Genomic DNA, 20775 nt, shown 5'->3' with positions numbered 1-20775 from the left:
ATGACGCAGAGGAAACGGCAGAAAAATGCCGTGAGGCGGGGCCTGATCGCACTCTGGTTGCTGGCGGGCAGCGCATCGGCGCTCGCGCAGGGACCGGACGCGCAGATCTATGATATGCCCGTGCAGGGGCTTGGTGCTGCGCTCGGCGAAATCGGAACGCGGTCGGGCACCGAAATTATCGCGCCGGCCGCACTCGTCGAGGGGCTCGCGGCGCCGGCACTACGCGGCGCCTACGCCCCCGATGCCGCCGTCCGCGCACTGCTCGCAGGAACGGGGCTTGTCGCAGAGCGCGCGAACGGCGCACTCGTGGTCCGCCGCGTCGAGGCTGCAGGCGGGAGCGACAAGGAACCGATCGTCGTCACGGGAACGCGCATTCGCGGTGCGCCCATTGCCTCGCCGGTCATCGCGGTCAGCGCCGACCGGATGCGCGCGGCGGGGCAAGCGGGTCTCGCCGACGCGATGCGGGCGCTGCCGCAGAATTTCGGGGGCGGGCAGAACCCGGGCATCGGCAACAATGTGCCCGAAGCCAGCGGCGTCGACATCGGCGGCGGCGCGTCGCTCAACCTGCGCGGGCTTGGCAGCGATGCCACGCTGACGCTCCTCAATGGCCACCGGCTGTCCTATTCATCGGCGCTGCAGAGCGTCGATATCTCGGCGATTCCCTTCGATGCCGTCGACCGCATCGAGATCGTCGCGGACGGCGCATCGGCGCTCTACGGCTCGGATGCCGTCGCGGGGGTGGCAAACATCATTCTACGCAGCGATTTCGACGGCCTTCGCACGCGGGCGCGCTGGGGCGCATCGACCGACGGCGGCAACGGGCAGCAGCAGTACGGGCTTCTGGCCGGCCGCACCTGGGACAGCGGCGGTCTCATGGGCGCCTACGAATTCTCGCGCATCTCGCCGATCGTCGCGCGGCAGCGCAGCTATGCCGCGGGCGTCACACCGGGTGTGACGCTGTTTCCGTTTCTCAAGCACCACAACGGGCTTGTGAGCGGGTATCAGGCGATCGGGGACAAGGTCACGCTCGCCTTCGATGCGCTTTACAACAAGCGCTGGAAGGCATCGATCTTCCCGCTGAACACGGCTGGTGACCTCGACGTGAGCCGCGCGGAAAACCGTACGCGGAGCACGTCCTTCGCGATCGCGCCCGCGCTCAAGGTTGATCTCGGCAGCTGGCGCGCCGGCCTCTCCACGATGTACGGAGAGGACCGCGTGCATTTCACGATCGCCAACATCCTTGGCGATAGCGTGCTGCTGAACGGCCCCAATTGCTATTGCAATTCCGCGACGTCGATCGAACTTGCCGCGGACGGACCATTGTTTTCGCTGCCCGGCGGCAGTGCACGTCTCGCGGTCGGCGGCGGCTACCGGCAGAATGCATTCGAGTTGCGCCGTGCGCTCGCACCGCAGCTCGACATTGACGAAACGCGCGACAGCAACTTTGCCTACGCCGAACTCAATCTGCCGTTCGTCGCGCCGGCCATGGCCATCCCGGGCGTCCACCGCCTGAACCTCAGCGGCGCGCTGCGCTACGAGCATTACCCCGATATCGATACGGTGGTGACGCCCAAGCTCGGCCTCATTTACGCGCCCCTCGCCGGTGTGACGCTGAAGGGCAGCTGGGGCCGGTCGTTCCGTGCGCCGACCTTCCTGCAGCTCTATCAGTCGCCGTCGGCCACGCTGGTCCCCGCCACCCGCCTCGGCGGCACAGCAACGTCCGGCGCAACCGCGCTGCTGCTGATCGGCGGCAACACTGCGCTCGCACCCGAGCGTGCCCGAACCTGGTCGGCATCGGTCGTGCTCGAACCCGCGATTGCAGGCGCACGGCTTGAGTTCGGCTGGTTTGAAACGCGCTACCGGAACCGCATCGTCACACCGATCGTGACAACGGCGCAGGCGCTCAGCGATCCCGCCTACGCCGATCTGGTTTCGCGCGATCCGGACGCGGGCGCCGTAAATGCCGCGATCGATTCGGTGGACAGTTTCTTCAACAGTACGGGCGGAGACTTTGATCCGGCTTCGGTGACTGCGATTGTCAACAACCGCTACGTCAATGCCGGGCATCAGACGATCCGCGGGCTCGATGCGCTGGCGAGCTACGAAACCGCCATTGCCGGAGGCACGCTCAGCCTTTCGCTCAACGCGACCTGGCTCGAAAGCACGCAGCGTCGCACCGCACTACAGCCCGAGGTCGCGCTCGCAGGCCGGCTGTTCAACCCGCCGCACTGGCGTGCACGCGCCGGTGCAATCTGGAGCAAGGGGCCACTCGGGCTGAACGCGCATCTCAACTATACCGGCGGGGTTACCGACATGCGGCAGATGCCTGCCGATGATGTCGAGGGGATGACAACGCTCGATCTCGCGTTGCGCTTCGAGACACCGCGTGGCGGCGGTCTCCTCGGCGGTCTTGAGTTTGTGCTTGCCGCCGAGAATGTCCTCAACGCGCGTCCCGATCCAATCCGGACGACGCTCTACTACGACACGCCCTACGACTCGACGAATTACTCAGCCGTCGGGCGGTTCATCAGCCTTGGAGTCAGCAAGACATGGTAAGTCTCTTTCGCACGCTTTCGACGCGTAGCGGTGTCCACGTTTTCAGTGTTTGGGCAGCGCTTGTGGCATTTATGTCCTGTAGCGCCGCGTATGCTGATGCCACCTGTGCGGACATTGTGCCAGCGCGGGATGGCAACGAGCCGACCACGCGCGCGCTCGTTCCGGACGATCTCCTGCGCCTTCGCGATATCGGACTTCCCGAAGGCAGCATGGTCACAAGCCATACTCCGCTCTCTGTCTCGCCTGATGGCCGTTCGCTCGCCTTTCTGATCAATCGCGCGAACCCGGACACGAACAGCTATTGCCGCGCGCTTGTCGTTCTCGATGTCGCAAGCGGCGGGACACGCGTCGTTGACACAGGCGGGGAGTTGATCACGCTGTCGTACATTCTGCGCGGCATGCTTGAAGAACCGGGCTTTCCCGATCTCATCGTGCCGGTCTGGTCGCCCGACGGGCGCTGGATCGCCTACCGGAAAAAGGTAGACGGCCGCGTGCAGGCCTGGCGTGTCGCGGCGGACGGGAGCGGTGCCAATGCCGTCGCGGCAACAGCCGATGATGCCGAGTCCGTCGGCTGGACGGCTGACGGCACGCGCATCCTTGTCGGCGTCCGCCCGGGGATCCGCGAAACCCGAGCGCTGATCGCAGAGGAAGGGCGTTCGGGCTATCTCTACGACGACCGCTTCAATCCGACGACGGGCGCATTTCCGAAGATCACCGGTGAACATCCACGGGTGGTCCTGTCGGCAGCGCCCGAAGGCGGCGACATCCGAGCAGCCGACGCCGGTGACGCGGCGCAGCTGGGCGCCGATGTGACGCTCGGCGGAGGCTCGATGTTTTCCGCAACCTCGCGGGCAGGGCGGGCGTCGGCGAAGCGCGACTTTCTGGGGCCCCTGATGCTCCATGTCGAGGACGCGGCCGGCAAGGCCATTCCATGCGAAGCGGATATCTGTTCGGGAAAGATCACGGGGCTGACCTGGATTGACGACACGCTCTTCGTTGTGCGCAGCCAGGGCAGGGCGAACAACGAAATGGCGATCTGGCGGTGGCGTCCCGGCAAGGACAATCCGAGGCAGATTCTGGCCGGTCCTGACGTGCTGCAGGGGTGCACGGCCGCGGCAGGGCGCCTCATATGCCTACGCGAAAACGCAACCACCCCGCGCCGGGTCGTGGCCATTGACCCGGGCACCGGCCATGTCACGGTGCTCTACGATCCCAACCCGGAGTTTGCCTCGATCCGTCTCGGGACCTCCCGAAGACTCTTCTTTTCCAACAACGTCGGGATCGAGACGTGGGCAGAGCTCGTCGTACCGCCGGGCTACGCGGGCGGGAAATTGCCGATGGTCGTGGTCCAGTACCATAGCGACGGCTTCCTCAGGGGCGGTACAGGCGACGAATATCCGGTCCACGCCTTCGCGGCGCGCGGCTTTGCCGTGCTCAGTTTCGAACGGCCGCCGTTCTTCGCGACCGTCAAGGGCACGCCGAAGAACAACGACGAACTCATGGCGACCAACAATACGGACTGGGCCGAGCGCCGCAGTCTGCTCTCGTCGGTCGAGGCGGGTGTGCAGAAAGCGATAGACATGGGCATTGCCGATCCGGCCCGTATCGGAATTACGGGGCTCAGCGACGGCGCAAGCACAGCGGCCTTCGCGCTCATCAATTCCGACCGGTTCGCGGCGGCGGCGATGAGCAACTGCTGTATGGAGCCGGGTGCAATCGCCACCTATGGCGGGCCCGTCTGGGCACGCGCGATGCAGTCGCAGGGTTATCCGCCTGCGACGCGGCCCAATCCCGAATTCTGGGAACCGGCCTCGATCGTGCAGAACGCTGCACGTATCGACACGCCCATCCTGCTGCAACTCGCTGACCGGGAATATCTGCACGCCCTCGACGTCTGGACCGTGTTGACCGAGCTCGGCAAGCCGGTCGAGATGTATGTGTTTCCCGATGAGCGGCACATCCGCTGGCAACCCGTGCATCGGCGCGCCACCTGGGAGAGGGCGCTCGACTGGTTCGATTTCTGGCTGCGGGGGAGACGCGACGAGAGCCCGGCGAAGACCGCACAGTATGCCCGCTGGGATGCGATGCGCCAGGGCCAGAAAACAAACGAAAAGCCCTAAGCGCTCAGGGCCTGGGCGCGGCGTCAGAAGGCGCGCGCCCAGGCCTCGACATCCGCGACGGCGAGCATGCAAGAGTGGTTTTCGAGTGAGCTGCGCCTCGATCGTGAACCACGCGGTTGGGGGCGACCAAGCGTTCTGGCGTCAAGGCTGCCCGTTTGCCGCTGACGCGGATAGCCATGATATCGGCGATTTGTTGCCGATCAACCCATGGATAGTGATACTCAACATGCCAATCAGCGGACCGCTGACTACAGATCTGCCGAAGCTGATAGTGCCGCGTCAAAAGCTGCGTGCCCAGGCCTCGACGTCTACGATTGACAGAATGCGCAAATGATCATGACCTTTCACCGGGGACGGATCGGCAAGCACACGGCCGAGCGCTTCCCGGTCAACGATTCCCTGCCGTGCCAGCACACCGTCCATCAGAAATTCGGAAATCTCCGGGCGACGTGTTTCGTAGAGCGCAGCAGAAAAGCTATCGGGTGTGCCTTTCGAGCGGCGTGCCAGAATGGCCTCGGGAAGTCTGTCTGCAAAGGCCAGCCGGGCCGCCCGGCGGTTATGACCGGCATGAATCCACTGCCAGCTCGGAATTCCAAGACAATGCTCGACAAGCGGCTGCGCGACGAGCGGCGCCATTTCGGCCAGCGGACCTGGCCATGTTTCCAGAAGATTCTCGACCGCAATCATCAGCGCCACGTGGGCGGCGCGTCCCGGCAATATATCGGGCGGCGCAGCCAGCCAGCGATGCGATGCAGCCGTTGCGGTGGAAGCGATATCGTCCGACAGGAACCGCGTATCCATCTGCCACCGGTAGTCTGGCGGTCGAAGCCAGGCGCGTGCGATACCATGCGCAGCAACGGTTACGACATTGCTCTGCGCCAGTGCTGCGATATCAAGTGCGGTGCGCCATGCCGAGGGGCCAACGCCGCGGGTGCGCAACCGGTCGGCAAGCGGCGCTGCGGATTGCAGCGAACAGAACAGATTGTCGCCGCCGCCCCCGTCGAGGACGACATCCGCACCGATCTCGCTTGCGACCCGGCGCTTGCACGCGCGGATGGCCTGCGCGAACGCGCGCGCAACAGGGCGCGGCAAATGCGCGGCGGCGGACCGCGTAATATCGACTGTACCGGGATCGAGTTCAGCCGCGATGAGCGGGATGCCGAGGTGAGCCGCGACCGCCTCGGCGTAGCGGCGCTCATCACCGCTCGGGTCGCCCGTGGTGAACGTCATCGCACTGAGCCGGGTGCCGCTCCTCGCGGTTGATGCGGCAAGGATCGACGAATCAAGCCCGCCAGACAACATGACGAGGACATGTTTGAACGGGGCGGCGCGCGCAGCGGTGCATGTGTCGGCAAGCTCGCGAAGCCGGCGCGCATTGTCCTCGATGGGGAGCATTCTCCCGGGCTGCGTGAAATCCCATGGCGACCAGAGCGTGTCGGTGCGGGTCCCATCCGGGCCGGCAACCAGACATTCGCCGCCGAGCAATTCGTGGACGCCGGTGAGGCAGGTTTCCGCTCCGCGCAGACCCCGCCCGGTGAGATGAACGCCCACGCGCGCCCAGTCGCACGCGAATCGCGCCTGCACCGCGCTTTCGAGAAGAGCAACGTCGGAGGCCATGACATGTCCGCCGCGGTACGCTGTATAGAAAACGTCCTGATCACCGAACGGCGCCCGCAAGGCTCGCACCTGTGCGCCATCCGACCAGAAGGCGACGTAATGTCCCCAATGCACCTCGGTGAGGCAGCGCCCTTTTGTGGTGAGAACGGCACGCGTGTCAGGTGGCCCTGCACTGCGCAAGGGGTGGGGGTGAAGCACCCCGAGAATGACGCCGACGTCATTCTCGAGACGACAGATCCCGATACCATTGGCGAACACCTGCAGACGCTCGGAAGCGAGAATGCAGGCAAGCCCGGCGTCCTTCATGTGCGCGGCGACCCGGTCATCAGGCGATGGGACGCTGATGATGGCAAGGAAGCGCGGCGTCATCACACGACACGGATCGGTGTGAAATTACGTGCAGTATCGAGCTGATCATTGAGGACCGTGTCCCCGAGCTGGACCCAGGCATGCGCGCTGAATGGACGCAGGCGCGCGCCGAGAACGATATCGACCGCAAAACCGCGGCATCGCAGATAGCGCCCGAGCGCGAGCGAGCGTACAAGGCATTGGTCGCGCGGTGTTGCAAGCATGCCCAGCCGCGCGAACGCGGCGACGATACCGCAAGGATGGGCGCAGGTGCCGACAGGCTGCGGAACGGCGACACGCCACCGTGACAGGGCTCGCAGGGTCCGGTCGAGTCCGATGAGACGAAGAGAAAGTGCTGCTCGCGCAAGTGCCATGGCAAGTCCCGGCATGTGACGGTTGTGGGACGCGAGCGTCCGGTCGAGGATGCTGGCGCGGAGGTCCGCTGATTTGCAGGGGGCCAGCGGCTGGCCCTCGCCCTCGACAAGCAGACCCGCAGCCGCGAGCCCGGGTGGTATATCGGAGGCCGTTCCGAAGATGGTCTCGCCTGCCATCAGGCGGCGGAATACCGCTTCCTCAGCCTCCGGGAGGCAGAGGTAGAGGTCGGCGGCGCTGTCGAGAAAGACGAGTCGGCCGTGCACCTCGCAGAAGCTGACGCTGTCAGGCAGGGTCCAGGCCATTGCGCGATTGTCCACCCGCTGAAGGCTGGACGCACGGCCGCAAGGCCGCGCGTCCTCACCCTGCTGTCAGTCGCGGCTGAGACCAACCGGATCCTGGGCGATCTGCGCGTCGCCGTTGAATCCCACCGGACCCTTCGTCTCGACGCTCGCCTTGCCGAGCGTACGGACATCCGTCTTCTGTGTGCGTTTCATGTATGCTCTCCTTCTGGTTTCGTCGCAGTTCAGCGACAGGATCCGAGAATAGTGCGCCCTGACGGTATCGAAATTTTATACGGCGCGTGCAGAACGAATATCAGCGCGCCTGTCCGCATGCGCTGCAAATCGCAGCCACAGCGCGGATACGTCGCCGGTGATAGCGCGCAATCGCCTGATGCAACGGCGCGCCTTGCAAATTTCGGCTGGCAGCGGAAAGCGCCTGGAATTCCGGTTCGAGATCATCGAAGACATGCGCCTCGGCGTGGCGGACTGCATGCAGCCGGTCGCTGGTGTTGATGATCGCGGCGTGCCATTCCTCATTACCGGCGCGATGCGCCAGCTCCGCGAACAGCTGCGCGACGGCGTGAGGGATATCGGGAGCGGCCGGGCCGGGCGCCTGCTCGGGCAGGGCAGCATTCGACGCTGCGCGTAGTTTCAGGCAGGTCGCCAACAGGGTCTGGTTCCACGTATAGAGATCGCGGAGCCGGGATTCCGATACGGCGGGCACATGAAAGCCCTCGTGCGGCCAGCCCTCGACAAGACGCTCGCCCATCAGCCGGTGCAGCGCATCGCGCACCGGCGTCGTGCTCGTGTTGAGTTCGACGGCAAGGCGCGCGGGATCGAGGCGCTGGCGCGGGAGCAGCGCGCCCGACATGAGGTGTGTCTTGAGCGCGTCGTAAACGCGCTCCATCGTCAGGCCGGGGCTCATACCGCGCTGTCGCTGGCCGCCTGTGCTGTCGCATTCCGGGCGGCCGCGTGGCGCACATAAGCGGTGATAATCTCCGCCTGCTCCGGCGTCAGCGCATCCACCGCGGCAAGCGGCCCGGGCGCGCCGCCGCGCAGCAGCACCGACGGGCATTGGCCCTCATAATTATTGAGGTTGGGGCGATGCTGGCGATAGCCGATGAGCGCCTGCAGGCTTTCCGGGAACTGCCGCGCGATCTCCGGTGGATAGGCAAGCCATGGGTTCTCGTAAGGCTTGAGCCAGCCGAGCGAATAGCCCACGACGATGCCGCGCCGCGGCGTTGCCGTCCGGTTGGCGCCGCCGCCATGCAGAACCGATCCTAAAAACAGGATCGCGTCGCCGGGTCTGCAGCACGCGGCAATGCCGGCGCCGCTGGGCAGTTCGGCGGTTGCAGCCGCGCCGTGGGTGCCCGGCCAGATCCGTGTCGCGCCATTGTCCTCGGAAAAGATCCCCAGCGGCCACATGACGTTGACGAGATATTCGATGCGGCCCTTCTCGCACGGATACATATCCTGATCGCGGTGCGGCATCTGCGCGGGTTCGCCAGGATGAATCTCGATCGCCTGCATGAGATTGAGCTGGATGTGATCGCACCAGGGTCCGAGAATATTCTGAACCACGCCGAGCACGGTGGGATGTTCTGCAAGGCGCCTTGCCGCAGGCGCCCGCACAAGAAGCCGGCCAAAGCGTTTGGTGCGCGCACCGAAGAAGCCGCCGATCGAGAACGGCGTTTGCGCAAAATCCGGATCAAGCGCGGCATTGAGCGCCGTGATTTCGTCCTGCGGAAGCAATCCCGGGATGATGCAATAACCTTGCGAGGACAATCGGCCGGTCCAGTCGTCGGCGCCTTGCAGGGCAAGAGCAGGTGCGGGCATGGCAGATCTCCGGTTGAAAAGGGGGAGGGCTCAGGCGGCGCGCTCGAGGGGAGGGTGGTCGGGGGCGTTCCAGATCCCCGTTGCGGCGAGACGGGCGGGTGTTTCAGCGTCGATGTCGATAAGGAGCGCAGCGATATCGGCGCCGGCGTGCCGCTGCACCGATCCCAGCGCGCGGCAGGTCCAGCCGAACGCCTCGATTTGCTTCAGCCATGCCTGTTCGGCGACCGCTGTGTATCGCCGCACGCCCTCGCCCAGCGCATATGCGGCAAGTCCGCTGACAAGCCGGTCGCGGGCGCTGCGCCGCGCATGCGCCTTGAGACGGCGGTCGAGACAGAAGCGTGTGATCTCGCGTGTATCGTGGGCTCGCGGTACGGCGCTTTCGCAGAGCGCGGGGAATAATGTGCCGAGAATATGTGGGCGAACGGTTTTCAGGAGACGTGCCGAAGCGAGGTGCGCCCCCGATGCGTCGGTCAGGACCAGATAGGCGGCATGGCCGTCGTCGAACTCGTCAATCTCGAACGTGCCGCCGATCACGGGTACGTCCCATTTGAGCAAATCGACGAAGACCTGTTTCCGTGCCTCGAACATCGCGCGCAGAACATCGCCGCTCGCACCGCTGTTGTTGTCGATCACATGCAGCATCGCCCCCACTCCCTTCTTCACTTCGGATGCGGACCAGTTGAGCAGAGGGCTGCAGCGCCGTGCATCCCTGGAAACAGGGAGGCGATTCTCTGGTCAGATGGAGTGGCGAGAGCAGGCAGGCTCTCTGCGGGCGGGCGTTGGACAGGCTGGCGTATTCGGATCGGGAGCCTTTACTGCACCAGGACTAGCACGTTGCCCGTCAGAGCAGGCCTGCCGCAATAAAGATACGTTTGCAGATCATTATATTCGGGAATGATACGTAAACGGATCATTCTGCCATGCCGACGGGCCGTCAGATCCGATCCGCGGGCATTTACGCCTCGCAGCAATGCTTTCGGGACATTGCGTTATTTGCAATTTCGGCGCGCATATCCCCGAAACACGAGAACCATCCGGTGCGCGGTCATCCTTACAGGGCCATCCGCTCAGGTTTCAGGACATCGTCAATGCAGAGCGCGCCATCGGCAATCAGCCGAACGACGAGTTCAGTTCGGGAATGCACGCCAAGCCGTGCCCGTGCCTCACGCATATGTTCGAGCACCGTCTGCTCACCAATCCCGAGCTCGCGCGCGATCTCATGATTGCGCAGGCCGCGGCCGGCAAGCGCTATGCATTCGCGCTGACGGTCGCTGACCCGCACGCCGGGAGTACGGCGGCGCTGGCGGAAAAGACGGCGGGCGCCCTCGAAGGCAAACAGCCCGATCATCTGGGCCCATGGCAGCACTTCGTCGGGCAGCGCTTCATCCGCGACCGAAACGAAGGTGCATGATCCCAGCGCTTCTCCCGGCACGTGGGCGGGAATCGTGACGCCTTCGCCAAGCCCGATCTCTCGCCCGCGGGCCAGCACGTCGCGATCGGTCCGGGTCAGCGGAATGAGCTGCGGGACATCGCGCCACAGAAAACCCTGCGCCGTCCGGTGGCTTGCGCGGTGGATCGGATCGGAAAGTCCGAGCCGGTTTGCATCGTACCAGTCCTGCCACCCGGGCGGATAATTATGAATGCGTACCGCGCGAGGCGACGCACAAAAATCGACATGATGCGAAAGCGCGAAATAGCGGATGCCCATGCGGTCGCAGGTATCCGCGAGGGCGTCACGAAGTGCACCGTGCGTCTTCACAGTGGAAATCCTGCGCGCGAACGCGGAGGCTGCAAGCAGAGACATGGCCCATGACCGGCCCGGCGACCCGGCATTCTCATCGATGCCAGAACTCCCGGCCGCCTTCTCACACGCCGGCAGCACGCCTCAAGCACACTTGCCGAACCCGTATGATCACCGCTCTGCCCGGGTGCGGTTGGACAAGTAATGTCCGCGACCTCGCCCGTCCGGTCAGGAATGCCGAGAGTAAATTCACATGATCAGATAAAGCAAGTATATTCTCTTTATTTTTGGGAAGGTGATTGCGGTGCTTCCAGAGGGGCGCAGGGGCCGTGTTGACGAAAGCGCAACGTCGTTGGCGCTACCTGATCTTCATCGAAGGGTGGGCGCGCCGGACTTAGCTCTGGATGTCGCTGGCACGTTTGCGGCAAGCGTGGCACGCGCCGGGACGCTGCCGGCGCTTGCTGCGCTGCTTGGCGCGGCGGCCAGCGATCTCGGGTTTTCCTTTTTCGCGATCGCCGAACATGCGAACCTCGCAAGGCCGCCCCCCGATCTTCTTCTTCTCCACAATTATCCACCCGGCTGGGCCGACGCATTCATGCTCGGTGGCTGGCGCCACGATCCCGCCTGGCACGCGGCCAGTCGCCACGTTGCAGGGTTCCGGTGGAGCGAACTGCCTGCGCTCATGCGTTTGACGGATAGGGAGCGCGCGCATCTTGCGGCTGCCCGCCGCGCCGGACTCGGCACTGGCTACACGGTGCCGCTGCACGCGCCCGGTGGGCGTGCAGCGAGCTGTTCCTTCGCCGTGGCGCCGAGGCACCGCATTGCAGCGCATACCCTCCTTGCCGCAGATATCGTCGCGCAGCGGGCGTTTCTTGCCGCATCCACAATTCTTGGCACCCGGTCCCGTCGTCCGCATTTGAGTCCGCGCGAGCATGAATGTGTGGTGCTGATGGCGCAGGGCAAGACCGACTGGGAAATCGCACGGATTCTTGGTCTCAGCGAGGAAACCGTGACACGTTATCTGAAGACGGCGCGGCAGCGTTTCGGGGTCACGCGCCGGACGCAGCTTGCGCTCGCCGCAATGAACGCGGGCCTTATAGAGATGCGCGACTGCATTTCCTGGGCGTAGCCACTTTGCGGTTCTGGTTCACCGCCGCATCTAAAACATCCCCCGCCGCGCGCGCCTGGTCCCGGGGGAGGGTGTCCACAATCGTGGTCGATAATGTCCTATATACTGAACGTTATGCGTCTTTGTGTGCATTATACTGGACGTTACGGTCTGGCGCTGAACCCCGCGGACGGGTTTGTTCTGCAGCGAAGAGGCAGATGACGTCCTGAAGGCAAGGAACAGGGGCAACCGGATTTCGGGACGCGGCGAGAATGCCACTACATGACATTAAAGCCGCAGGCTAACGGTTCGGACGAGCGCACGGCCTGGTCCGCTGCGCCGCATTGCAGTGAAATCGACCTCGGCGAACTGAACTCCTGGCAATAGCTCCTTTGGGGGGTGATGGCGCCGCCATCCCCTTCCGGCATCGTGCGCGCAAGCCGGAGGCGCCTGTGGAAAAGCTTTGGACAGAAATCGCACGCGCTCGCCGTGGGCATCGCAACCGTCCAAGCGCGTGGGGTCCCGCTATCCGCCCGGTGCCAAGCAATGCCCCATCGGGGCATCCCTGACTGGCGCTCCAATGCGCCGTATCGCGCGCTTGCGGCGTGCGACGCGCCGCTTATCGCCTGGGAATGGCTGCGCCGCGACCCCGCATACCGTTTCGCCGCAGCGCGCGGCGAAACGGATGCCGGACGCTTCGGTCTTCACCGGTTCGAAGATCCGGCGTGCAGCAGCGCGCTGGCGCGGGTCTGGTGGCGCAGGGATGTTGATCCTTTCGTGCTGAGTGCCGCGGCGGCGCCCTGCGCTGGCAGCGAAGCGTTCTCTCCGGACCTGCTGCCTGTCGCCGCTGCGATAGAACGTCTGGCCGGCGCCGAGCGGCTTCTCGTGACGGACGGCGCGCACAGCCTGCGCGTCGATATCGTCGCGGGCACGCTCCTCGAAGGTCCTGCGCATTTGACATGGCAGCTACCCGGACTCGTAGCCGCGGCCGCGCCGATGCACGCGCTCGCCCGGTTTATTGCGCTCTGCCGGACCGGCGTCCTGAGGCGCGGCACATATCCGACACCCGCCGGGGCGCGGCGGTGGGCGCTGCTGTTGCGGGTCAGCGATGCGCTCGATGCCGGTGCCTCGCAGCGCGACATTGCGGAGGCCTTCTTCGGCGAGGATGCCATTGGTCGACGATGGCGCGTCAATGCTGCCGCACGCAGGACGCAGATTCAGCGTCTCGTCCGGCAGACCCGGAGGCTTCGCGCGCAGCCGGCCGCACGTCTTCTCATGCCGGGAGCATTCCGGCGGCGCTGATCGTCAGCCGCAGCGGCACGAGCATTGTCTGATTTGGGAGGCAAGTGTCGCTTACGGGAACAGTATATTTTCAAGCGTGTCGACCAGCGCGTGCCGCCTGTCGGCGGTCAGCCGGTCCAGATTGAGACGTTTCCACAGGACGGCGGGCAGGTGTTGCGCATCGGCTATGCCGAGCAGATCCCAGTCCGGTTCCCCACGCTTGAATCCGAGAAGAAAATGCCGATGCGCATCCGGCATGTCGGCGACCATTGCGGTGATGATCGCTTCGCGCGCCTCCTCAAGTTCGGCGAGGTCGACCGGCTCATGCGTCATTCCGGCAAAACTGTGCTCGAAATCATGGTCCAGCGGCTTGCAGTTCGGAGCAAGGACTTCGGCCATCGGGCGGGGGTGGCTTGCAAGATAGACAAGGAAGGCGCGCCGCAATTCGTCGTCGATACCTTCGTTCGCCAGCAGATCTCGCACGTCAAAAAGGTCGCGGGGATGCTGACGGTCAAGTGCGGCCACGATCTTGCCCGCGTAGAGATCAGAAAAGGACACGACCTGAATCTCGGCAAAGCCGAAAGCATCCTCGACGGCAGGCACCACGCTGATGAGGCGAGGGGCATAGACGGTGCCGCGCAGCACCGGCGTCACCTCGATCTTGATCTGTACATCGTCGGCGCGCACGATCAGCTTTGTGACGATCTTCTCATCCGCTGATCGCGAGACATTGACCTGCGCGCCGGGGATACCGCGCTCGATCCTTGCCCTGATCCGCAGCATCGCGGCATCGATCGCAGCAAGCGAGGTGCGACGGTCCGCAATCGGCAGCCAGGTGAGGTCGATGTCCACCGAAAGGCGCGGCATGTCGCGTACGAACAGATTGATCGCCGTGCCGCCCTTGAGGGCAAAGGCGCTCTCCCCGGCCACGAAGGGGAGCGTGCGAATGAGAAGCGCAACCTGCCGCCGATAGATGTCGAGAAAGGCCATGACGATCAATGCGCCCCGAATTCAGGCGGAACGGTGATATTGTAGCGCGGGTCCAGCTTGCCGCCTTTGACAAGGACGCGCTTGCCCGCGCCAAGGTTCACACGCGATGTGTCGAGCCGCGCGAGCCATGCGTGCCCATGGCGACTGGCGAAGAACAGAAAGAGCCGCTTCACCTTGACACTGGTGCAAGCCTCAAGGAGCGTTTGCAGGCGGCGCGGACCTAGATCACTGAGGCCCTCCATCAGGGCATCGACCTGCTGGAAGCTCTCCCGTTCGGGCAGTTCGTCGAGCAATTCGAGAACGGCGCGCTCCTTGCTGGAGTAGCGGACGGGCAGGGTCAGGCCGCCTGTGCTGACCATGACGGGACTCGATTCAGGCGACGCGTCGACATCGCCGGGAAACAGCCGCAGGCTGTTATGCCAGCGAAACGCGAGATCGAGCGGCAGGCTCGCCAGCCAGGTCGGCGGATGCGTCGGCCCATAGAGATGAACCTCGCGCATCGCGGCGGGCAGATAATGCGCATAGCCCTGCTGTTCGAGCGCAGTGCGCCCGCCGACGACAAGTGGAAGGTCGAGCACGGTCTGGAGCGAAACGACAACCTGCTGCCATGTCAGAGGTGAACGCGAGCGGCGATAGACGCGCCGCGCCGGACTTTCGAGCCAGCCGGCGCGGACATACTGGCTACGCAGCGCCGATGAATAGCCCTGGGCTTCCATCCAGGCGGCATCGGCAAGAAGCCCCTCGGGAAGTTCTTGCTGGAGTCGGTTTAGTTTTCCATCAAAACGCATAGCCATGCTTGGCCTTTTGGCATATTTGCAAACCATTGTCGAGTTTATAATCATTCCATTTCCCTAAGCCATACTTAGTGTTTTAGAACAACGGTAAACCTTCCTGTCCTCAACTCCCCATATTCTCCGGCGAACATGGCGAACATGGCGAACAATCGCTGCAAATGACCCGGATTGGCAGGGAGGCATTTTCGCCGGCTTGCTGATCGTCGGCGCGATGATCGTCGGTGCTCCGATCACGGCAAAGGCAGACATTGCCTTCTCGTTGTACATTTCGTGCCTGGCTCGGCCGTCTTCTGTCCTCTGGTGCCGCCGATTCGAAAAGGCATTTCCCGGTCCCCGGTACTTCCGGAACCCACTCCGGCGGGCGGGCCGCCGTCCTGAAGCTTGCGTTCGATACCGGCTCTGACGAATGCCGGGGATCACTCGCGGCATCGCGACGCCGCTGCATCTGCTGTGACCGTGTGCGGATTCTCTTCCCTCCAGGACGTCTCGCCGTACCCGTGACCCGGCGTTTGGGGCATTGACCTGGACCAGCCGCCTTGTCCCGAAACCTTCCGCCCTTACGGCTTCTTTCCCCGCCCGTGCCGGGCTCCTCGCGGCCGCTTCGCTTCCAAACAAGCCGGGCGTCAGGTCCGCCGCTCACGCTCCGGCCCTTGCGGGTGCGGGACTGCGGCTCGGGGCTGGCCCCGCGGTCTGCCCATCGCCCGGAACGGGTTCGGGCGAGACACGAAGGAGAAATGAAATGCCAGCAATCGGACATGTGAAGCGCAGCGGCGAGGGCTACAAGGGCGAGCTCAAAACCCTCTCGATCCGCGCCGGGATCGAGATCATCCCCAACCGCACGAAGACCGGCGACGCCCAGCCCGACTACCGCGTGCTGACCCAGGGCATCGAGGTCGGTGCCGGCTGGATCCGCACCGGCGAGGCGTCGGGCAGGGACTATGTGTCGCTGAGCATTGCCGCGCCCGAATTCGGACCGCGCCGGCTCTACGCCAACCTCGGCCGCGTGCCGGGCGAGGCCGACGAAACATTCGCGGTCATCTGGAACCCTTACGACTGAGCGGGTTCGGCCCCGCGCCGCGTGCGCGGGGCCACCTTTCCTGCAGCAGACGGAGGGTGCGCGGCCTGCCGGGCTTCCGGCCGCGCCAGGCTCGAATTCGGCACCCGCGATTTTCGAGCCTCTGCACGGCTTGTCCCTACTGGCACCAAAGGCACGCCGCGCCGCGTGCGGCGCCGCGCTGGCCAGGGAGGCGCGCTCATGACGCAAAGGGAACCCGGACGCGAGCGGCCCGCGCGGCCGCGGTCGCCGTACCTCAATCCGGCCATGGCCGCAGCGTGGCTCGGAATCTCGCCGCGGGCGCTGCAGGCCCATCGCAGCAACGGCACGGGACCGCGCTTCCGGCGGCACTTTCGCAACATCCGCTACCATATCGACGATCTCGACGCATGGTCGCGCGCAACCGCGCGCGCTTCTGCGCGCAGGAAGGGCGGAACACCGTGACATCGCCCCTCCGGCCGCTGCGCACCTGGCCCGCGGCCGGAACCGCGCTTCTGATCGCAGCACTTTGCGCGGTCAGTCTCGCGCGTCCGCGGCCGCTGCTCATCTGGAACGCCTCGGCGAGTGCGCCGACAGGTCTCTATCTCGTGACAGCGCCCGGAAATCCGGCACGCGGCGACCGCGTTGCCGGCCGTCTGCCGGCGCCCTGGCGCGCCCTTGCCGCGCGCCGCCATTACCTCCCGGCGAACGTGCCGCTCATCAAGCGCATCGCCGCCAAACCCGGCGATATGGTCTGCGCAAGCGGCGACCGGGTCACCGTCAACGGCGACGTCGCCGCGCGGCGTCTTCGCCGCGACGGCGCCGGCCGGCCGATGCCCGCATGGCACGGCTGCCGCCGGCTCGGCGCGGGCGACGTGCTGCTGCTCGCAGCGCATCCCGCCTCGTTCGATGGGCGGTATTTCGGGCCGAGCCAGCGCCACGACATTCTCGGCAAGGCGCATCTGATTTGGCGGCAACGCTGACCGCGAGCGCTGCGCGGTGGCTGGCGCTGCTGACCGCACTCGCGGCCGCCCAGCCGGCACGCGCCGAGGCTGTGGCGCGCTGGCGCCCGCTCGTCGCCGAGGCATCGCTCCGGTTCGGGATTCCGGCGGACTGGATCGAACGCGTGATGCGCGCCGAAAGTGCGGGCCGTACCGTCCTCGACGGCCGGCCGATCACCAGCAGCGCCGGCGCGATGGGGCTCATGCAGCTGATGCCCGGCACCTGGGCCGACATGCGCGCGGCGTTTGGCCTCGGGCGCAATCCGTATGAGCCCCGCGACAACATCCTCGCCGGCGCCGCCTATCTGCGGCTGATGCACGATCGCTTCGGCTTTCCCGGCCTGTTTGCGGCCTATCACGCCGGCCCCGCGCGCTATGGCGAGTGCCTTGCCGGCACGCGCGCGCTGCCGCGCGAGACACGCGCCTATGTCGCCGCGGTCGCGGGCAAGCCCGCCGCGCCTTGCGGTGTGCGGCAGGACGCGCCGCCGCCTCCTTCGGCCCCGCGCCCGGTACTTTTCCTCGTCGGCGCCGGCGCAGGCACACAGGCGCGTTCGGACAGCGGTGCGGGGAGCCTGTTTGCGCTGCCTGAGCGTGATACGGCAGGGAACGGGCCGGCAACGGATGCACGCGACGAATTCCGCAAATAAGACTTGGCAAGCATATGATTTGGCGCGATTCTGACGCCATGAAATATCCCGATGACCCGGCTGTATCGCTGCCCGAAGGCAAGCGCCGCGAGCTTGCGCATGTCGTCGGACTTGTGCGCGAGGGCTTCGCCGAGGCGATCTCGCGGCGCACGCAGCCGCGGTATCGGAGCGGGCATTTGCTGAAGATCATCCTGTTCGGCAGCTACGCCCGCGGCGATTGGGTCGAGGACCCGGTCGGGCGCTATTTCTCCGACTACGATATCCTCGTCGTCGTCAATCACGAGGACCTCACCGACGTTCCGGAATTCTGGACAAAGACCGAGGACCGGCTACTCACCGAGCTTGCCGACGGACGGCTGCGCACGCCCGTCAGCCTCATCTACCACAGCCTCGATGACGTGAACGCTCAGCTGCGCCGTGGGCGCTATTTTTTCACCGATATCCTGCGCGACGGGATCGTGCTGTTCGAGGAGCCGGGGCATCCGTTCGAGGCGCCGCGACCGTTGTCGCCGGCAGAGGCGCTGCGCGAGACGCAGGATTATTACGAAGAGTGGTATGAAAGCGCCCAACAATTTTTCAGGCAGTATCAGCACGCGATGAATGATGGTGCGCCAAAGGTTGCTGCTTTTGATCTCCATCAGACGACGGAACGGCTCTATCACACGCTATTTCTCGTCCGCACGTTGTACTCGCCCAAGACGCACAATCTGAACCGGCTTCGCTCGCAGACCGAGGCGCTGGAGCCGCAGCTTCGCGAGGTCTGGCCGGGTACGACGAAGTTCGAGCGGCGCTGCTACGAGCTGCTGCGCGCCGCCTATGTGAAGGCGCGCTATTCGCGCCATTACCGCATCACAGAGGAAGAACTGGCGTGGATCGGAAGCCGCGTCGAGGTCCTGCGCGGTATCATTGAAGCGCTATGCCTTCAGCGCATCGACGAGCTCGAACGCGCGGCCTGAAGCCATCAACCCTGTTGCGGTTTACCCTCCGCCATGGCTTTCAGCGCACGCAGATCGCGCATCACCCATCTGGCATCGGCCGAGAAGCGTTCGTCATCCATCCCGGGCTGACGAAACAGCGTCAGCATCACCTCCGCGCCGTCTCCGTTCTGCACAATCCGAAGCGGTACGTGTACGGGATCGCCGCTCCCCGTATCGACGATATGATCCATGACGCCGTATTCGTTGTGATCGGTGAAGCGGATGCGAACCGCTCCTTCCGGGCCTTCGGCGAGCCAGTAATCACCGCGCGGAAGCAGCTGTGATTCCGAGAGGCCTGATGCCCATTTCGGGAACATCTGCGGCCTCCAGATCTCCTCGTAAAGTGCACGCCATTCGCGTGCGATCGAGACGCTGAAGGTGCGCGCGGCGAGCATTGCCTGAAGTTCCATTTCTGATCCGGTAATACGTTCTGCGCAGGGGAATAACCGGTCCCGACTTTTCTGCGCTTTGGTAGTCTTCGAACACCCGGGACCGGCGCTCATGTCGAGCCGAATCCTTCAACCGCAAATCATGCGGTTTTTCAAGCCACCGCGCAGTGCTCCACAGTCAGCTGCGGTGCATGATTGCCTGGAGTCGATCCGAGGCGAGTGTCTGGACTACGCCCGCGATCAGGATTTCAGGATTACCGATTTCGCCTCGCCGCAGAGCGTACAGACGCCGCGCCGGATCTCGAAGCCGCCGCTCCCCGCGAGCTGGCGCGTGCGGTTGGCGACATCGTCGATCGCCTCAAGTGCCAGCCGTCCGGCAATGCAATCGTCGCATACCGGTTCGGGTGACAGCCGCTCGACAAACCCGCTCACCCGCTGAAATATAGTCGTCATCCGTTTCCCTGTTCGGCGGTTCTTATAGTCCGCATGCGCGGTTCCCGAAAGCCGGATCGTTCCCGCCTTCGCCGCGAACGACATTCGGGGGAAAGGGCCAGCCCTCTCTCCCCCGCAACGGCAATCGGCCGGGCCGTGGCTCGCTGCGCTGCGCCCGCACCACCCCGGCAGATTCCCACTGCGTCCCCACTCTCCCACGGCTCGCCGCGAGGCAGGGGTCAGCGCCGCCAAAGCGCTGAAACCCTGACCCAAGGAGAGCAGAAATGCAGACGACAGCAGCACGGCCGGACATGGAAAATACGCGGCCTGGACACCAGGCAGACTTCCGCAACACCATCGTTCACGGCGATTGTATTGACGTGATGCGGCGTTTGCCTGAGCGCAGCATCGAGCTCGTTCTGACCGACCCGCCCTACATTTGCCGTTACCGCGCGCGCGACGGGCGAACCGTTACCAATGATGATAACGACCGCTGGTTAAGGCCGGCATTTTCCGAAGTCAGCCGCGTGCTCAAGGACGGCGGATTTGCAATCAGTTTCTACGGCTGGACCGCTGCCGACAAATTCATATCCGCATGGCGATCGGCCGGGCTTCGCATGGTCGGCCATATCGTCTTTCGAAAACATTATGCGTCCTCGCAGCGCTTCCTTCGCTACACGCATGAACAGGCCTACTTGCTTGCAAAGGGGAGACCCGTGCTTCCCGAAACGACGATTCCCGACGTGATCGACTGGCCGCGCTACACCGGCAACCGGCTTCATCCGACCGAGAAACCCGTCGAGATTTTGCGCCCGCTTGTCGAGACATTCAGCCGGCCAGGCGATGTTATCCTCGACCCGTTCTGCGGGTCGGGTTCCACGCTTGCAGCCGCGCATCATAGTGGCCGCGATTTTGTCGGGATCGAACTCGACCGGTGCCATTACCGCACCGCATGTATGCGGCTTGGCATGATGCGCTGACACGTCCGCAAATATGAAGACGGCGGTCCCCGCAGGGGCCGCCGTCATTCTGTGCCCCGGGTCAGAAAATGCGGGTTTCATTGACTGGCGCGATGTGCAGCCCCCAGCAGATGCGGTGATTGGGGCGGGGGGATTGGCGTCTGGATGTGGCCGGGAGGGGGTAGGGCGGTGGAGTGCCGCCGTATTTGGGCAGGACTTCGCCGACACTTTGACCTGTTCCTGGCCTGCCGCCGACGCGCTCGCGGCTTGCGACGGGGGCGTCGCAGTCG

At 64.8% G+C, this 20775-nt stretch carries 22 protein-coding genes; 11 read left to right on the top strand and 11 right to left on the bottom strand.

From position 1 onward, the window contains the following. Both GGQ98_RS15200 and GGQ98_RS15195 read left to right on the top strand, forming a co-directional pair. Positions 1-2556, top strand: coding sequence for a TonB-dependent receptor (locus GGQ98_RS15200; RefSeq protein ID WP_184071022.1), 2556 nt, complete (start codon positions 1-3; stop codon positions 2554-2556). Between the two features lie 116 nt (positions 2557-2672). After that, on the top strand, positions 2673-4676 hold the full coding sequence (locus GGQ98_RS15195) for an Atxe2 family lasso peptide isopeptidase (RefSeq protein ID WP_184071020.1): 2004 nt from the start codon (positions 2673-2675) through the stop codon (positions 4674-4676). Between the two features lie 279 nt (positions 4677-4955). Here GGQ98_RS15195 and GGQ98_RS15190 read toward each other — a convergent pair whose 3' ends face one another. Beyond that, positions 4956-6293, bottom strand: coding sequence for an asparagine synthase-related protein (locus GGQ98_RS15190; protein ID WP_184071018.1), 1338 nt, complete (start codon positions 6291-6293; stop codon positions 4956-4958). Positions 6294-6296: 3 nt separating this feature from the next. On the opposite strand from GGQ98_RS15190, the gene GGQ98_RS15185 reads away from it, so the two are divergent. Then, on the top strand, positions 6297-6707 hold the full coding sequence (locus GGQ98_RS15185) for a hypothetical protein (RefSeq protein WP_184071016.1): 411 nt from the start codon (positions 6297-6299) through the stop codon (positions 6705-6707). On the opposite strand, the gene GGQ98_RS15180 is transcribed toward GGQ98_RS15185, so the two are convergent. The 6 genes from GGQ98_RS15180 to GGQ98_RS15155 form a co-directional block, all read right to left on the bottom strand. After that, a complete protein-coding gene (locus GGQ98_RS15180) occupies positions 6662-7318 on the bottom strand; it encodes a lasso peptide biosynthesis B2 protein (protein ID WP_184071014.1) in 657 nt (218 codons plus the stop codon). The genes GGQ98_RS15185 and GGQ98_RS15180 overlap by 46 nt on opposite strands. Before the next feature lie 66 nt (positions 7319-7384). Continuing rightward, a complete protein-coding gene (locus tag GGQ98_RS15175; RefSeq protein ID WP_184071012.1) occupies positions 7385-7510 on the bottom strand; it encodes a benenodin family lasso peptide in 126 nt (41 codons plus the stop codon). Between the two features lie 100 nt (positions 7511-7610). Further along, positions 7611-8222 carry a GntR family transcriptional regulator gene (locus GGQ98_RS15170; RefSeq protein ID WP_184071010.1) on the bottom strand — a complete coding sequence of 204 codons (612 nt, stop codon included), beginning with the start codon at positions 8220-8222 and terminating at the stop codon, positions 7611-7613. Continuing rightward, positions 8219-9133, bottom strand: a complete 915-nt coding sequence (locus GGQ98_RS15165) for a phytanoyl-CoA dioxygenase family protein (RefSeq protein ID WP_184071007.1) — start codon at positions 9131-9133, stop codon at positions 8219-8221. Before GGQ98_RS15165 ends, GGQ98_RS15170 begins: the two co-directional genes overlap by 4 nt. 30 nt (positions 9134-9163) lie before the next feature. After that, entirely contained in the window at positions 9164-9775 is a 612-nt protein-coding gene (locus GGQ98_RS15160; RefSeq protein ID WP_184071005.1) for an acyl-homoserine-lactone synthase, read from the bottom strand. A 409-nt stretch (positions 9776-10184) separates the two neighbouring features. Further along, on the bottom strand, positions 10185-10892 hold the full coding sequence (locus GGQ98_RS15155) for an autoinducer binding domain-containing protein (protein ID WP_184071004.1): 708 nt from the start codon (positions 10890-10892) through the stop codon (positions 10185-10187). A gap of 412 nt (positions 10893-11304) precedes the next feature. Between GGQ98_RS15155 and GGQ98_RS15150 the strand changes: the two genes are divergently transcribed. Both GGQ98_RS15150 and GGQ98_RS15145 read left to right on the top strand, forming a co-directional pair. After that, complete coding sequence (locus GGQ98_RS15150) at positions 11305-12003, top strand: autoinducer binding domain-containing protein (protein WP_184071003.1); 699 nt, start codon at positions 11305-11307, stop codon at positions 12001-12003. Positions 12004-12528: 525 nt separating this feature from the next. Next, entirely contained in the window at positions 12529-13284 is a 756-nt protein-coding gene (locus GGQ98_RS15145) for a DNA -binding domain-containing protein (protein ID WP_184071002.1), read from the top strand. Positions 13285-13335: 51 nt separating this feature from the next. Here GGQ98_RS15145 and GGQ98_RS15140 read toward each other — a convergent pair whose 3' ends face one another. After that, positions 13336-14253, bottom strand: coding sequence for a nucleotidyl transferase AbiEii/AbiGii toxin family protein (locus GGQ98_RS15140; protein WP_184071001.1), 918 nt, complete (start codon positions 14251-14253; stop codon positions 13336-13338). Between the two features lie 5 nt (positions 14254-14258). After that, on the bottom strand, positions 14259-15047 hold the full coding sequence (locus tag GGQ98_RS15135) for a type IV toxin-antitoxin system AbiEi family antitoxin (protein ID WP_184071000.1): 789 nt from the start codon (positions 15045-15047) through the stop codon (positions 14259-14261). Between the two features lie 739 nt (positions 15048-15786). Here GGQ98_RS15135 and GGQ98_RS15130 point away from each other — a divergent pair. From GGQ98_RS15130 to GGQ98_RS15115, 5 genes are all read left to right on the top strand, one after another. Beyond that, the gene (locus GGQ98_RS15130; RefSeq protein WP_184070999.1) at positions 15787-16104 is read left to right on the top strand and encodes a DUF736 domain-containing protein; all 318 of its coding nucleotides are present in this window, start codon (positions 15787-15789) and stop codon (positions 16102-16104) included. A 198-nt stretch (positions 16105-16302) separates the two neighbouring features. Continuing rightward, complete coding sequence (locus GGQ98_RS15125; protein ID WP_184070998.1) at positions 16303-16545, top strand: helix-turn-helix domain-containing protein; 243 nt, start codon at positions 16303-16305, stop codon at positions 16543-16545. After that, positions 16542-17063: a S26 family signal peptidase gene (locus GGQ98_RS18495; protein ID WP_341534231.1), complete on the top strand. Its 522-nt coding sequence runs from the start codon at positions 16542-16544 to the stop codon at positions 17061-17063. The genes GGQ98_RS15125 and GGQ98_RS18495 overlap by 4 nt, the downstream gene beginning before the upstream one ends. Further along, on the top strand, positions 17048-17728 hold the full coding sequence (locus GGQ98_RS15120) for a lytic transglycosylase domain-containing protein (RefSeq protein ID WP_243451927.1): 681 nt from the start codon (positions 17048-17050) through the stop codon (positions 17726-17728). Before GGQ98_RS18495 ends, GGQ98_RS15120 begins: the two co-directional genes overlap by 16 nt. A 38-nt stretch (positions 17729-17766) precedes the next feature. Continuing rightward, complete coding sequence (locus GGQ98_RS15115) at positions 17767-18684, top strand: HEPN domain-containing protein (RefSeq protein WP_184070995.1); 918 nt, start codon at positions 17767-17769, stop codon at positions 18682-18684. Between the two features lie 5 nt (positions 18685-18689). Here GGQ98_RS15115 and GGQ98_RS15110 read toward each other — a convergent pair whose 3' ends face one another. Beyond that, positions 18690-19208 carry a polyketide cyclase gene (locus GGQ98_RS15110; protein WP_243451926.1) on the bottom strand — a complete coding sequence of 173 codons (519 nt, stop codon included), beginning with the start codon at positions 19206-19208 and terminating at the stop codon, positions 18690-18692. 126 nt (positions 19209-19334) lie between these two features. After that, entirely contained in the window at positions 19335-19547 is a 213-nt protein-coding gene (locus GGQ98_RS15105; RefSeq protein WP_184070993.1) for a hypothetical protein, read from the bottom strand. Positions 19548-19810: 263 nt separating this feature from the next. Between GGQ98_RS15105 and GGQ98_RS15100 the strand changes: the two genes are divergently transcribed. Beyond that, positions 19811-20506, top strand: a complete 696-nt coding sequence (locus GGQ98_RS15100; protein WP_207791440.1) for a DNA methyltransferase — start codon at positions 19811-19813, stop codon at positions 20504-20506. Positions 20507-20775: the final 269 nt, after the last annotated feature.

The organism is Sphingosinicella soli (assembly GCF_014199685.1).
GTDB lineage: Bacteria > Pseudomonadota > Alphaproteobacteria > Sphingomonadales > Sphingomonadaceae > Sphingosinicella > Sphingosinicella soli.
Note: the sequence above shows the minus strand (reverse complement) of the source record. Positions and strands in the feature narration are given on the sequence as shown.

What these genes read in the sequence shown, in the direction of transcription:
- GGQ98_RS15160 (WP_184071005.1), bottom strand. Translation starts at nt 9,775, where the DNA reads ATGCTGCATGTGATCGACAACAACAGCGGTGCGAGCGGCGATGTTCTG.
- GGQ98_RS15180 (WP_184071014.1), bottom strand. Translation starts at nt 7,318, where the DNA reads ATGGCCTGGACCCTGCCTGACAGCGTCAGCTTCTGCGAGGTGCACGGC.
- GGQ98_RS15140 (WP_184071001.1), bottom strand. Translation starts at nt 14,253, where the DNA reads ATGGCCTTTCTCGACATCTATCGGCGGCAGGTTGCGCTTCTCATTCGC.
- GGQ98_RS15135 (WP_184071000.1), bottom strand. Translation starts at nt 15,047, where the DNA reads ATGGCTATGCGTTTTGATGGAAAACTAAACCGACTCCAGCAAGAACTT.
- GGQ98_RS15100 (WP_207791440.1), top strand. Translation starts at nt 19,811, where the DNA reads ATGCAGACGACAGCAGCACGGCCGGACATGGAAAATACGCGGCCTGGA.
- GGQ98_RS15145 (WP_184071002.1), top strand. Translation starts at nt 12,529, where the DNA reads ATGCCCCATCGGGGCATCCCTGACTGGCGCTCCAATGCGCCGTATCGC.
- GGQ98_RS15175 (WP_184071012.1), bottom strand. Translation starts at nt 7,510, where the DNA reads ATGAAACGCACACAGAAGACGGATGTCCGTACGCTCGGCAAGGCGAGC.
- GGQ98_RS15190 (WP_184071018.1), bottom strand. Translation starts at nt 6,293, where the DNA reads ATGGCCTCCGACGTTGCTCTTCTCGAAAGCGCGGTGCAGGCGCGATTC.
- GGQ98_RS15110 (WP_243451926.1), bottom strand. Translation starts at nt 19,208, where the DNA reads ATGAGCGCCGGTCCCGGGTGTTCGAAGACTACCAAAGCGCAGAAAAGT.
- GGQ98_RS15170 (WP_184071010.1), bottom strand. Translation starts at nt 8,222, where the DNA reads ATGAGCCCCGGCCTGACGATGGAGCGCGTTTACGACGCGCTCAAGACA.
- GGQ98_RS15115 (WP_184070995.1), top strand. Translation starts at nt 17,767, where the DNA reads ATGAAATATCCCGATGACCCGGCTGTATCGCTGCCCGAAGGCAAGCGC.
- GGQ98_RS15185 (WP_184071016.1), top strand. Translation starts at nt 6,297, where the DNA reads ATGTCCGCCGCGGTACGCTGTATAGAAAACGTCCTGATCACCGAACGG.
- GGQ98_RS15200 (WP_184071022.1), top strand. Translation starts at nt 1, where the DNA reads ATGACGCAGAGGAAACGGCAGAAAAATGCCGTGAGGCGGGGCCTGATC.
- GGQ98_RS15130 (WP_184070999.1), top strand. Translation starts at nt 15,787, where the DNA reads ATGCCAGCAATCGGACATGTGAAGCGCAGCGGCGAGGGCTACAAGGGC.
- GGQ98_RS15165 (WP_184071007.1), bottom strand. Translation starts at nt 9,133, where the DNA reads ATGCCCGCACCTGCTCTTGCCCTGCAAGGCGCCGACGACTGGACCGGC.
- GGQ98_RS15105 (WP_184070993.1), bottom strand. Translation starts at nt 19,547, where the DNA reads ATGACGACTATATTTCAGCGGGTGAGCGGGTTTGTCGAGCGGCTGTCA.
- GGQ98_RS15125 (WP_184070998.1), top strand. Translation starts at nt 16,303, where the DNA reads ATGACGCAAAGGGAACCCGGACGCGAGCGGCCCGCGCGGCCGCGGTCG.